Below are 13,193 nucleotides of genomic sequence, written 5' to 3'. Positions count from 1 at the left end.
GTAAGGACTGAAACAAACGGTAACAATTTAGGCCGCCAGTCTTGCATCACAAGGAAAGCAAGATGACAAAAAAAAGCCCGCGAACCTTTCGGCGCGGGCTAAATCCAAACTTTTTAAAGAGTTGGAGGAGACAGAACCATAATATAGCAATGCAATATATGTGTCTTCTCAAGATTTTTGATGTCGGATATTTCTGTTCAGAATAGTCTATTCTGTATTAAGTCAACTTTACTGCATGCTCTCGCGTCGCATGGAAGGTCAATTGCGGCCAGCGCTCCTGGGTTAGCTTGAGATTAATACCAGACGAAGCCAAATAAGCCAGATTTCCAGCAGCGTCATGAGCAAGATTATGGCCAGCAGATGATTTCTCGAAATCCGACAGCATGCGCTTGTCTTCCGCAGTTACCCAACGCGCACTGCTGATACTGGTGCCCTCGAATACAGCATCGACCCCATATTCATTTTTCAGACGACTAGCGACCACTTCAAACTGCAGCACGCCGACTGCACCCAGTATTAAATTACCGCCAAGGGTCGGCTTGAAAACTTGGACCGCGCCCTCTTCTCCCAGTTGCTGCAACCCTTTGTGCAGCTGCTTGATCTTGAGTGGGTTCAGTATCCGTACGCTACGAAAAAAATCCGGTGCGAAATAGGGAATTCCGGTGAACTGCAGCAATTCACCTTCGGAAAAACTATCCCCGATCTGCATATTGCCGTGATTCGGCAAACCGATGATATCGCCAGCGTACGCTTCTTCCACCTGTTCCCGACTGGAAGCCATGAATGTGACCACATTCGAGACTCGAATCTCTCGATTCAGGCGCAGATGCTTGATCTTCATGCCACGCTCAAAACGACCGGAACACACGCGTAAAAAGGCAATTCGATCCCGGTGCGCAGGATCCATATTGGCCTGGATCTTGAAGACAAAGCCGGAAAACGCAACTTCGGTTGGTGCCACCGATCGTACGCTGGCACCCCTGTCCAGCGGCGCTGGCGCCCATTCCAACAGCACATCTAGAATTTCACGCACACCAAAATTATTTACTGCAGAACCAAAAAATACTGGCGTTTGCGTACCTGCCAGATATGCCTCAAGATCGAACGGATGAGACGCGCCATGGACGAGTTCGACTTCCATCTTAAGTTGTTCGATCTCCCGCGGGAACATTTCTTTCAGGCGAGGGTTATCTATACCCTTGATGACCTCGAATTCCTGGTCGGCACGTTCTGAACCCGCAGCGAATAGCTTGATTTCGTCGCTAATCAAGTGATACACGCCTCGGAAAGTTTTACCCATGCCGATCGGCCAGGTGATCGGCGCGCACTGGATTTTCAGTACAGACTCAACCTCATCGAGCAACTCCAGAGGATCTCGGGTCTCGCGGTCCATCTTGTTCATAAAAGTCAGAATCGGCGTATTGCGCATCCGGCAAACGTTGAGCAACTTGATGGTCTGCGCCTCAACGCCTTTGACAGCATCAATGACCATTAAGGCTGAATCGACCGCAGTCAACACACGATAAGTATCTTCAGAAAAATCCTGATGGCCCGGAGTATCCAGAAGATTCACCACATGATCGCGATACTCGAACTGCATCACAGAACTGGCGACTGATATACCGCGCTGTTTTTCGATTTCCATCCAATCCGAAGTCGCGTGGCGACCGCTTTTTCTGGCTTTCACCGTACCTGCCAGTTGAATCGCGCCAGAAAACAATAACAATTTCTCAGTCAACGTGGTCTTGCCGGCATCGGGATGTGAAATGATGCCAAAGGTGCGGCGACGCATTACTTCACGTGAGATCTGTCCGCTGGACACTTCCCGGATTACAGGTACGGCGTTATCTATGGCTTCAGTGATTGGTGTATCGATGGTGGTAGACATGGTGATGGCCTGAAAGGCGTAAAGCTGATGGCATTATTAATACTTAATACCTGAAAAATCGGGCCAGACGCGTCAATTTTTGACGTCTTATCTGGCTACTCCTGTAATACAAGAACAATCTGGCAAAGATTATTGTTCCTGAATTAATCACTATCGCGCTGTATGAGGCGACAATTGAAAACATCTAATTTATGGTGCGGTTGCGCGGGAAATATTAATTAATCCCTTAAATATCAGCACTCGCCAGCATTTATCCCTGCAAAAGAAGCAGAATTTCCTTCAATTCGGAGCGAATACCTATCAATTTCTCATTCACCATCAAATTCAAATGAGCTTTGACACCATCTGAATTTGCAACATTGTCAGCTACTGTCTCAACCAATCGGCCATCCAGTTTGTTGCGAGCGCCATTGATGGTGAATCCCTGCTCGTACAATAACTCGCGGATATGCCGGATCAGCAAAACTTCGTGGTGCTGATAATAACGCCGGTTACCCCGACGCTTGACAGGCTTCAATTGGGTAAATTCCTGCTCCCAGTAGCGCAAAACATGCGGTTTAACACCGCACAAATCACTGACTTCACCGATAGTGAAATATCGTTTTGCCGGGATTGGAGGCAAAACGACCAGTTCTTGCTTATTGATTCGATCATTCATCAGTGAATCTCAGGCAGCACGAACTGAAGACTTGGCGCTGACATCATCAACCATGTCCTTGAGTTTTTGGCTTGCATGAAAAGTAACTACACGCCGCGCAGTAATCGGGATCTCTTCACCTGTTTTCGGGTTGCGCCCTGGTCTTTGCGATTTATCTCTTAGCTGAAAATTACCAAACCCGGACAATTTGACTGCCTCACCACGCTCAAGAGCATTACGTATTTCATCAAAAAAAGTCTCAACCATATCTTTTGCTTCACGCTTATTTAGACCGACCTGCTCAAAAAGAAGTTCTGCCAACTCTGACTTGGTCAGAGTTGGCAGAACTTTCTCAGCTTGAGAACGTGCCCTTGCTTCGAGCTTCGCCCGATTAAGATCCGCATCCAAAACGGACTCAAATTCAACATGATTCACGTCATTCATTTCGGATCTTCCCACCTAGACTCACGCGCGCAATCTTGCATCATGCTTTTCTTTGGCCTCCGCCACAAAAGCCGTCATTGCGGCATCAATACGGTCATCTTTTAGAGTAGATTGAGTATCTTGCAAGGTAAAACGGAAGGCAAGACTTTTTTCGTTGCTTTCCAAGCCCTTACCACGATATTCATCAAATAAAACAATGGCTTGCACAATACTGCAGATGCTGTCTGTAGTTATTTTCACATTGAAAACATCCAGAATATGCTGTACTGCAACGTCGTTTTTTACCACTAGTGCCAGATCACGGGTAACAACTGGAAACTTTGAGGTTTCAGAATATATGGGCATTTTTTGTAACTGTAAGGCATCGGCATCAAGCTCAAAGACGACAGGTGCCAACGGCAGTTCATACTTTTGTTGCCAACGCGGATGCAATTCACCAAGATAGCCGACGACTATGCCATCGAGTTCAATCCGCGCGCTACGCCCGGGATGCAGCGCCGGATGTTCGACCTTCACAAAACACGCTACCCGTGGCGATAGCATAGCCTCCAGATCCGACTTGAGATCGAAATAATCGACATTACGTGATGCCTGTCCCCATTGCTCGTCTACCACTGGACCATAGGCCAAGGCTGCTACCCGCTTGGGTTGCTCATAACCAGCCACGCTCAAGCCTCCATCTTGTACGGCCGGATTACGCAAATACACCGCACTGATTTCAAATACGCGTATCCGATCCATTTTACGGTTCAAGTTATATCGTACGTTTGCAATCAAACTGGGAATAAGTGAAGAACGCATCACACTCAACTGATTTGCAATTGGATTCTGGAGTCTAATTGGCGTCGTATTATCTGAAAAATCAGACTCCCAGCTCTCTTCAACGAAACTGAAATTGACTACCTCCTGATAATCCAGATCAGCCAATTGTCTGCGTATGGTAAACAGAGAGCGTGTAATTTCAGGTGCAATCAGCATCGAATTTGGCGCAACCGGAGGCATGGCGGGTATATTTTCATAGCCATACACTCGCACGACTTCCTCGATCAAATCCTCTTCAATTTCAATATCAAAGCGGTAGGATGGTGGTGTCACGAGAAAAACGGTATCGTCAGCACTCAACTCACGGGTAAAAGAAAAATTCAAACGTGCGAAGATATCTGCAATCAGATCTTCAGAAATCGCAATACCGATGACCTTCGCAGCGCGGGATACTCGCAAGCGTACCGGTTGACGTAACGGCAAATTAATGACGTGATCATCAATCGGGCCAATTCCGGTTTGATCCTTCTCTCCACATATTTCGACGATTAAGGCAGTAATACGTTCAATGTGCGCAACCGTAGTTGCATAATCTACGCCGCGCTCAAAGCGATGCGCAGCATCCGTCGAAAAATTGTAACGACGCGCCCTACCCTGTATAGCCTGTGGCCACCAGAATGCGGCCTCCAGATAGATATCTCTGGTATCCAGAGAAACTGCCGTAGAGTCGCCGCCCATAATGCCCGCTAATGATTCAATTTCCACATCATCGGCAATCACGCCAATCCACTCATCGACAGCAACCGTATTGCCATTCAAAAGTTTGAGCGATTCTCCTGGATGGCCCCAGCGCACATGCAAACCGCCGTGAATCTTATCAAGATCAAATACATGTGTAGGACTCCCAAGTTCGAGCATCACATAGTTTGAAATATCGACTAGTGCTGAAATCGATCGCTGGCCGCTACGTTCCAGACGTTGCTTCATCCAGTCCGGTGTCTGCGCCCTGGCATTCAAGCCGCGAATGATACGACCGGTGAACCTGCCGCACAAATCCGGAGCAGACACTGCCACTGGCAGCGTGTCCTGCATGGTTACCGGCACAGGATGGAAAACCGGCATCTTGAGCGGAGTACCCGTTAATGCCGAAACTTCACGCGCCACGCCCAGGACAGACAAGCAATCGGCCTTGTTCGGCGTCAATTTAATCGTGAATTTAAGATCATTAAGATCGTAATAATCACGGAAATTCTGCCCGACAGGTGCATTTTGCGGCAATTCCAGCAGCCCGCCATGATCTTCAGAAAGTTTCAGTTCACGCGCAGAGCACAACATGCCCTGCGATTCAATTCCGCGCAATTGACCGATTTTAATTTCGAATGGCTTACCATCAACGCCTGGAGGTAGTATGGCTCCTGCCATTGCGCAGGGCACCTTCAGTCCTACATACACATTCGGCGCTCCACACACGATATTTAGAATCGTTCCAGTTCCAACATCAACTTGACAAACATTCAGTCGATCTGCATTCGGATGTTTGACAATATCGAGGACTTCTCCGACAACTACGTGTGAAAATGGAGGGGCGACAGCTTCAACCTCTTCCACTTCTAGACCAGACATCGTAAGTAAATGCGCCAATTCATCCGAAGTCATATTCGGATTTACCATTGTGCGGAGCCAGCTTTCGGAGAATTGCATAGTTCGACCGTGAAAATGTATGATACAAGGACGATTCCTTAGAAAAATCGGAACCCAATTCGTCCCACGTATTTAATTAAATTGCTTAAGAAAACGTAAGTCGCCTTCATAAAACAGGCGTAAATCGTTTATGCCGTAACGCAACATGGTTAGACGTTCCAAACCGGAGCCAAACGCAAAACCAATAAATTTTTCAGGGTCAAGTCCCATATTTCGCACTACTGCCGGATGTACTTGGCCCGAGCCCGAAACCTCTAGCCAACGGCCCTTTAATGGGCCGCTGCCGAAGGCTATATCGATTTCAGCCGAAGGTTCAGTAAATGGAAAGTAAGACGGGCGAAAACGCACCTGCAAATCATCGGTTTCGAAAAAAGCCTTGACGAAGTTCAGATACACACCTTTCAGGTCGGCAAAGCTGATGTCTTCTGCAATCCAGAGTCCCTCGACCTGATGGAACATAGGCGAATGCGTCGCGTCGCTATCAACGCGGTAGGTGCGGCCGGGAGCAATAACCTTAATCGGCGGCGTGTGCATGCGTGCGTAACGCACTTGCATTGGGCTCGTATGCGTACGCAACAGCAGCGACTTGCCTTGTGTGTCATTGCCCTCGATATAAAAGGTATCCTGCATCGAACGAGCAGGATGATTTTCAGGACTATTCAGTGCTGTGAAATTAGTCCAGTCGGTCTCTATTTCCGGCCCATCAGCAACGTCAAAACCAATCGAGCGAAAAATTTCCTCTACCCGCTCCCAGGAACGCATAATGGGATGAATTCCTCCCATTCCACGCCCACGGCCTGGCAAAGACACGTCGATTGCCTCGGCATTTAACCGCTCCTGCATCTGTGCATCGGCAAGGGCATCGCGTCGTGCATTAAGTTCTTTTTCTATTAGTGTTTTGGCGGCATTAATGACAGCGCCTTGCATCTTACGTTCGTCCGGCACAAGCTTGCCCAAGCCCTTCATCAGCTCAGTAATTTGCCCCGCTCTACCGAGATATCTCGCTTTTGCGTTTTCCAGGGCCGCGGCATCTGCTGCGCTAGAAAAATCTGCCTGCGCCTGGCCTACAAGTTGCTCTATGGAATTCATGCGGTTTTCCCGCTCCAAAAAAAGAAGCTGAAAATGAAACGGGGCACAGGTAACATACCTCTGCCCCGCTAATTATTGCAGCACCACCGTTAAGTGATGTCTGCGCCTCACAACAGTTATGCGGCGAGGTTGGTCTTCACTTGATTCACGATAGCAGCAAACGCTGCCTTATCCATTACAGCCATATCAGCCAGCACTTTACGATCCAACTCAATCGATGCTTTCTTCAGTCCGTTCATGAATACGCTATACGTTACACCATGCTCACGGGAGGCCGCATTGATACGTGCGATCCATAGAGCACGGAAAACACGCTTTTTGTTGCGACGATCGCGGTAGGCATATTGCCCCGCTTTCATGACAGCTTGCTTGGCTACACGATAGACTTTGCTGCGACGACCACGATAGCCTTTAGCTTGATCGAGGACTTTCTTATGACGGGCTCGCGCTGTGACCCCACGTTTTACTCTAGGCATAGTAACTCCTTAAATTAAGTGTGAGGTTAAGCGTTCGGCAGCATGCGCATAACGGAAACTACGTCATGAGCATGAACATTTGTAACACCGCGCAAATGGCGTTTAATTTTTGTGGTTTTTTTGGTCAAAATATGACGTTTGAATGCGTGACCGCATTTAATCGTTCCACCTGGCCGTACACGAAAGCGCTTTTTCGCAGCACTCTTCGTTTTCATTTTAGGCATAGCTACATCTGTCCTTTGGACAGCTCCATTTTTAACACGATTGCAGGTGGCAACAATTTCGTTACGCTTGGATGCCTGCTCTCACTTGTTTTGCTGTGAATTATTCATGGTTCACAGCCTCTGCTCCAAACACTCTTAAAAAGCGCCTGATAGAAACTTATTTTTTCTTCTTTGGTGCCAGCACCATAATCATCTGACGCCCTTCCATCTTAGGAAACTGCTCAACCTGGCCATACGGCTCCAAGTCAGCCTTTAATCGCTCCAACATACGAAAACCGATGTCTTGATGCGCCATCTCACGACCTCGAAAACGCAAAGTAATCTTTGTCTTATCGCCATCATCAAGAAACTTAATAAGATTTTTTAGCTTGATGTTGTAGTCACCATCATCTGTACCTGGTCGAAACTTTACCTCTTTGATCAGAATAACTTTTTGTTTTTGCTTTGCCTCGTGGGCCTTCTTCTGCTCCTGATATTTGAACTTGCCATAGTCCATTAGGCGGCAGACAGGAGGCTGAGCAGTAGGTGCGATCTCCACCAAATCCACATTTGCCTCCTCAGCCATACGAAAAGCTTCAGTCAAAGTAACGATACCAATGGGCTCGTTTTCAACTCCACTTAAACGCACTTCAAGTGCGGTAATTTCGCCATTTATGCGATGCGACTTATCAGTAGCTATTGCAGTTTCCTTTAAATATCAATTAATCCGGCCTTCAAGCACGCTGCAAAGTGGTAACTCAGGCTTTGGAACCGATCGCATTATTCAACCGATTTACCAACTCACTGATGGACATTACACCTTGATCGAGGTTGCCACGCGCACGCACAGCCACCGTATTGCCTTCCCGCTCTTTGTCACCCACCACAACTATATACGGCACTTTCTGAACGGAATGCTCGCGTATTTTATAGGTAATCTTCTCATTACGCAAATCAGTGCGCACTCTAAACCCTTGTTTTTTCAGCTCTTGTGCGACACTTTGTGCATATTCTGCTTGCGCCTCAGAAATATTAAGTACAATCACTTGCTCAGAAGCCAACCACAATGGCAAGGCACCTGCATGGTTTTCTAGCAACATACCTATGAAGCGTTCTAGAGAGCCCAGGATAGCCCGATGCAACATCACAGGTATTTTACGGGTATTGTCCTCTGCTACATACTCAGCCCCTAAGCGAACTGGCATGGAAAAATCGACTTGCATCGTCCCACATTGCCAAGCCCTACCGATTGCGTCTTTCAATGTGTACTCTATTTTCGGGCCGTAAAAAGCACCCTCGCCAGGAGATATTTCATAATAACATCCTGATCGATCAAGAGATTCAATCAACGCACGCTCAGACTTATCCCACAACTCATCAGAACCAACACGTTTTTCGGGTCTTGTCGCAACTTTATAAATTATTTCACCAAATCCGAAGTCGGCGTATACCTTTTGCAAAAGAGCAGTATAAGTAACACACTCGTCCAAAATCTGGTCTTCTGTACAAAAAATATGGCCATCGTCCTGTGTGAATCCACGTACCCGCATCATGCCGTGCAATGAACCAGAAGGTTCATTGCGATGGCATTGACCAAATTCGCCATAACGCAAAGGTAATTCACGATAAGAGCGCAAATTCGATCGAAATATTTGCACATGCCCAGGACAATTCATTGGCTTTAACGCATATGACCGATTTTCCGACTCAGTGGTGAACATATTTTCTTTATAGTTCTCCCAGTGCCCGGATTTTTCCCACAAACTACGATCGAGGATTTGTGGCGCCTTAACCTCCTGATAGCCATTATCCTGATATACCTTACGCATATACTGCTCAACCTGCTGCCACACAGTCCAACCTTTCGGATGCCAAAAGATCAGTCCAGGCGCCTCATCTTGAAAATGAAATAAGTCAAGCGCACGCCCCAATTTACGATGATCGCGTTTTTCAGCCTCTTCAAGCATATGCAAGTAGGCTTCCTGCTCGTCTTTTTTAACCCAAGCAGTCCCATAAATCCGCTGTAGCATCTCATTTTTGGAATCTCCGCGCCAGTATGCCCCAGCAAGTTTCATTAACTTGAAAACCTTCAATTTGCCGGTAGACGGCACATGCGGGCCGCGACACAAATCCGTAAAGTTACCTTCTGTGTATAACGACACATCCTGATCTTGTGGGATTGATTCGATAATTTCAGCTTTGTACGACTCCCCTATCGACTTAAAGTAAGCAACCGCTTCATCGCGAGGCAAAACCTTGCGTGTAACCGGCTCGTCCTTTTTGGCCAATTCGACCATTTTCTTTTCAATTACCGATAAATCTTCAGGGGTGAAAGGGCGTTTATATGAAAAATCATAGTAAAAACCATTTTCAATTACGGGGCCAATTGTCACTTGCGCATCAGGGAATAGTTCCTTGACTGCATGTGCCAACAAATGAGCTGTCGAATGCCGGATAACCTCAAGCGCATCTACATCCCTATCGGTAATAATTGCTAAATAAGCATCTTTTTTAATAATATATGATGTATCTACGAGATGCCCATCGATCTTGCCAGCCAATGCAGATTTTGCAAGCCCGGGGCCGATGTGCAGGGCAACTTGAGCAACTGTTACCGGAGCATCAAATTGGCGCTGCGAACCATCGGGAAGCCGAATTGAAATCATTTTGTTCTCCAAATCACCACGAAATTGATACCAATGCTAGATTGTTACATTTATTGAGCAAGAAAAGATGGGCGTAAAAAAGCGCGGCTAATCCGCGCTTTTCACTTCATACCGAGAAAAATCCTAATGTACCGCCTGCAAATATTGTTAATCGCTTGCAATAATTTAGTAACAAAAATTTTACTTCCCGTTGAACGGTACCAACACTCGTTGGTAGGCACGATTGGACTCGAACCAACGACCCCTACCATGTCAAGGTAGTGCTCTAACCAGCTGAGCTACGCGCCTAAAAAATTAATTATAACAGAGAAATTATTTCATTTGCCAGATCTTTCTTCAAACCAGCAGTTCTCATTTCAAAAAATTGCTATCCCGGCTTGAGCGATGTGGTGCCGAGCGCCTCGAGCTGTAAAGTGGACCCCACTTTACAGACCAATATTTACCGAGTTTAAGATAGTGCTCTGCTCACACTGCAATTGAATGGTGCGGTCCCAATTCTTCTGCGCGGGAGACATCATTGTGCAGTGATCAACTAATTTCGGACACGACAATAGGCTCTTTTTCTGCCATTTTCCGTTCGTAAGCAACGGGCGGCAGATTGCCCAATACTGAATTCAATCGCTTGCAGTTGTAGAAGCCGACGATATTGTCCGTGATATCAACCTTGGCCTCCGCCTGATTGGCATATTGACATTGTCAAACGCGCTCCATTTTGAGGTTAAGGAAGAAGCGTTCTGCGACTGCATTGTCCCAGCAATTGCCTTTGCGGCTCATGCTGCAAACAAAGCCATGTTCGCCCAGCAGATCCTGGTACAGCTTGCTGGCATATTGACTGCCACAGTCAGAGTGGACGATCAGGCCTGGTGCTGGTTGCCGCTATTGAATAGCCATGTTCAAAATTCGGCAGGCATGTTCGGGGCCATGGCCCAGCCGACCACTTTGCGTGCGAACAAGTCAAGCACGATTGCCAGATACAGCCATCCGGCGCCAGTACGGATGTAGGTAATGTCGGCCACATATGCCATGTTCGGCGCGACCGGATTGAACTGCCGGTCAAGCACATTGGCGGCAATTGGCAAGTCGTGCTTGCTGTCGGTGGTGTGAATGAATTTTCGCTTCCAAACGGGCTTTAAGGCAGCCTTGCGCATCAGACTGCGTACCTTGTAGCGCCCAATCTGGATACCCTGGTTTGTCATCGCTGTGACCAACCGACGGCTTCCATAGCTTTGATGGCTGGCCATAAATGCGGCCCTCAGGTGCTGGCTTTGCACAAAACCGGTTTGGCAGAACGATGCCGTGCCGCGTAATAGTCGGAGCCGCTGACGCACAGGACGCGACAACTGTGTTGGACGGGGATGGCCTCCTGTTGCAGTTGACGAACGAGTTGATAGCTCATTTCAGTTTCCGGGCAAAGAAGGCCGATGCCTTTTTTAAGATAGCTACATCCTGGCGAAGCTGGCTATTTTCGAGTTCCAGTTGTCGGATGCGTTGCTGCTCGACGGTAAGCGGCTTGCCAATCCCTGGCTGGCCGCTCTGTTCGGCGCCATACTGCATCACCCAGCGCCGAATTGCTGTTGGGCCGACGTCCATGCTTTCGCTGACGTTCTGGACGCTCGACCCCTCTTCTTTGATCATGCGAACAATTTCCAATTTCAGGCCAGTGTCGAATTTCTTGCGCTGCTTTGCCATGTAATGCTCCTCAATAAGTGGATTTTCCACCTATTGAGGTGTCCGGGCAAATTAGACCACTGCATTGTCTATGAAGCGTAGCGGAACGGGGAATGATGTCTCCCGCGCGCCGAAAAATTTGTTCACAATCTTCGCACCACCAATTGACGTCCGGTACACCACGTCCGGCGTGGTGTAACCCAGCGACTGATGCCACCTTTCTTCGTTGTAAAACTGGAAGTAGTGCGTCAACCCCATCAGCAAGTTCTGCACGCTTTCATATTTCTTCAAATACACGTCTTCGTATTTCACCGTCCGCCACAACAGCCCAACAAAAATATTTACCCAGTGCACGGCCCCGCCCATCCATGCTAATCGTAATGTAGTTCCTAATCAGTACGCCAGTAAAACTCTCGCTGGTGAATTGCGATCCCTGGTCGGTATTGAATACCTCCGGTACCCCGTAGCCCTGAATGGCTTCTTCCAGACAGTCCACGCAGAACCCGGCCCTCGTATACGACAACCGCCATGACAACACCTTGCGACTGTACCAGTCGATGATCGCCACCAGATACACGAATCCAGACGGCAATTGTATATACGTGATGTGGTACTCGACACCTGATTGGGGCAAATGATCTCGACACCCCTCAACAGGTACGGATAAATCTTGTGCTGAGGATGGGGCTTGCTCGCATTGAGCCCGGCGCCATACCTGCCAGGCCCAATTTTTGCATCAAGCGCTGCACCCGCTTGCAAAGGGCTCTATTCGCGTTAGACGTTGCTATAGAGTGAAACAAAATATTCAACTTTACCCGGGATTATTTACGCAGCAACGTGTAAAGCGAATAGAGCCTGGCAAAGAGGTGGTGCTGAAAATTCAGACAAACGCTTAAGTGGAAATTCTGCCCAAATGAGAAAACGCAATGCGCGCATTAGGAGCGGAAATGAAATGTACCAGAAAGAATTACACTGCGGCATTTAAGGCGAAAGTTGCCATATAGACAACCAAGGGCGAGAAGACTCTGGTTCACATGCACGCAATATGACGTGCATGTGAACCAGATCACACAATAGAAATCGGAATTGATCAGTCGATCCACCGAGATTTTTGCCACGGCGGCGGAACGCAAGGAAGCCGCCGGCGGGCCAGACGCCGGATCGTTGCATGTCAAGATTGGCCAACAGGCGATGGAGATTGATTTTTTGGCAGTCGCGCTCGGTCACATGGACGGTACGAACGCAAAGAAATGATCGACAAATCATACGCTTTGTTTGTGACGCGCCAGGCCGAATTGCTGGACCTGTCGCGCTACGAACGTCTATTACCTGCCGCAAGCGGTGCCACCGTCAGATCTGGCGCTGATGCGACGGCATGGATGCGCTGCATCTCAAGTATCCCTTTGCCGGCGCCTGGATGCTGCACGACATGCTCGGGCTCGAAGGCCTGATGGTAGGCCGCCGGCATGTGGGCACGCTGATGGCAAAGATGGGAATCGCAGCCATCTACCGCAAGTGCAGGCCGCTTGATGGTAATCCGAGGGTTGCCCACTGGCGCATGCACTCGTACCTGATTGAGAACAGCACACGCGCTCGTGGATAACCCTACGCTGCGGAGTTTCCACTTAAAAGCCAAAAACTCTGCCTTAACTAACAGTG

General features: G+C 48.1%; 11 protein-coding genes, 1 tRNA gene and 2 pseudogenes. 2 read left to right on the top strand and 12 right to left on the bottom strand.

Annotated features, from left to right (window positions below; translation table 11 throughout):
* Positions 1 to 217: 217 nt before the first annotated feature.
* From FKCLFG_RS02625 to FKCLFG_RS02570, 12 genes and pseudogenes are all read right to left on the bottom strand, one after another.
* Positions 218 to 1,888 (bottom strand): peptide chain release factor 3, encoded by a 1,671-nt coding sequence (locus FKCLFG_RS02625; RefSeq protein ID WP_472614682.1) that lies wholly within the window; start codon positions 1,886 to 1,888, stop codon positions 218 to 220.
* A 250-nt stretch (positions 1,889 to 2,138) separates the two neighbouring features.
* Positions 2,139 to 2,546 carry a MerR family transcriptional regulator gene (locus FKCLFG_RS02620; RefSeq protein WP_472614681.1) on the bottom strand — a complete coding sequence of 136 codons (408 nt, stop codon included), beginning with the start codon at positions 2,544 to 2,546 and terminating at the stop codon, positions 2,139 to 2,141.
* A gap of 9 nt (positions 2,547 to 2,555) precedes the next feature.
* Positions 2,556 to 2,969: an integration host factor subunit alpha gene (locus FKCLFG_RS02615; protein WP_472614680.1), complete on the bottom strand. Its 414-nt coding sequence runs from the start codon at positions 2,967 to 2,969 to the stop codon at positions 2,556 to 2,558.
* Between the two features lie 21 nt (positions 2,970 to 2,990).
* A complete protein-coding gene (pheT, locus tag FKCLFG_RS02610) occupies positions 2,991 to 5,432 on the bottom strand; it encodes a phenylalanine--tRNA ligase subunit beta (protein WP_472614679.1) in 2,442 nt (813 codons plus the stop codon).
* A gap of 72 nt (positions 5,433 to 5,504) precedes the next feature.
* On the bottom strand, positions 5,505 to 6,521 hold the full coding sequence (gene pheS, locus FKCLFG_RS02605) for a phenylalanine--tRNA ligase subunit alpha (protein ID WP_472614678.1): 1,017 nt from the start codon (positions 6,519 to 6,521) through the stop codon (positions 5,505 to 5,507).
* 116 nt (positions 6,522 to 6,637) lie between these two features.
* Positions 6,638 to 6,997 carry a 50S ribosomal protein L20 gene (gene rplT / locus FKCLFG_RS02600; protein WP_472614677.1) on the bottom strand — a complete coding sequence of 120 codons (360 nt, stop codon included), beginning with the start codon at positions 6,995 to 6,997 and terminating at the stop codon, positions 6,638 to 6,640.
* A 26-nt stretch (positions 6,998 to 7,023) separates the two neighbouring features.
* Positions 7,024 to 7,221, bottom strand: coding sequence for a 50S ribosomal protein L35 (gene rpmI, locus FKCLFG_RS02595; RefSeq protein ID WP_472614676.1), 198 nt, complete (start codon positions 7,219 to 7,221; stop codon positions 7,024 to 7,026).
* 157 nt (positions 7,222 to 7,378) lie between these two features.
* Positions 7,379 to 7,900: a translation initiation factor IF-3 gene (gene infC / locus FKCLFG_RS02590; protein ID WP_472615773.1), complete on the bottom strand. Its 522-nt coding sequence runs from the start codon at positions 7,898 to 7,900 to the stop codon at positions 7,379 to 7,381.
* Between the two features lie 58 nt (positions 7,901 to 7,958).
* The gene (gene thrS, locus FKCLFG_RS02585; protein WP_472614675.1) at positions 7,959 to 9,866 is read right to left on the bottom strand and encodes a threonine--tRNA ligase; all 1,908 of its coding nucleotides are present in this window, start codon (positions 9,864 to 9,866) and stop codon (positions 7,959 to 7,961) included.
* Positions 9,867 to 10,077: 211 nt separating this feature from the next.
* Positions 10,078 to 10,154: transfer RNA gene (locus tag FKCLFG_RS02580), tRNA-Val, on the bottom strand.
* Positions 10,155 to 10,394: 240 nt separating this feature from the next.
* A pseudogene (locus FKCLFG_RS02575) lies at positions 10,395 to 11,555 on the bottom strand (IS3 family transposase).
* 51 nt (positions 11,556 to 11,606) lie between these two features.
* A pseudogene (locus tag FKCLFG_RS02570) lies at positions 11,607 to 12,289 on the bottom strand (IS3 family transposase); the annotation flags it as partial.
* A gap of 331 nt (positions 12,290 to 12,620) precedes the next feature.
* Between FKCLFG_RS02570 and FKCLFG_RS02565 the strand changes: the two are divergent.
* Positions 12,621 to 12,788 (top strand): hypothetical protein, encoded by a 168-nt coding sequence (locus FKCLFG_RS02565; protein WP_472614674.1) that lies wholly within the window; start codon positions 12,621 to 12,623, stop codon positions 12,786 to 12,788.
* A 121-nt stretch (positions 12,789 to 12,909) separates the two neighbouring features.
* Positions 12,910 to 13,137, top strand: a complete 228-nt coding sequence (locus FKCLFG_RS02560; protein WP_472614673.1) for an IS3 family transposase — start codon at positions 12,910 to 12,912, stop codon at positions 13,135 to 13,137.
* Positions 13,138 to 13,193: the final 56 nt, after the last annotated feature.

This window comes from Gelidimonas denitrificans (assembly GCF_055694065.1).
This window is presented reverse-complemented; position numbering and strand designations above follow the sequence as displayed.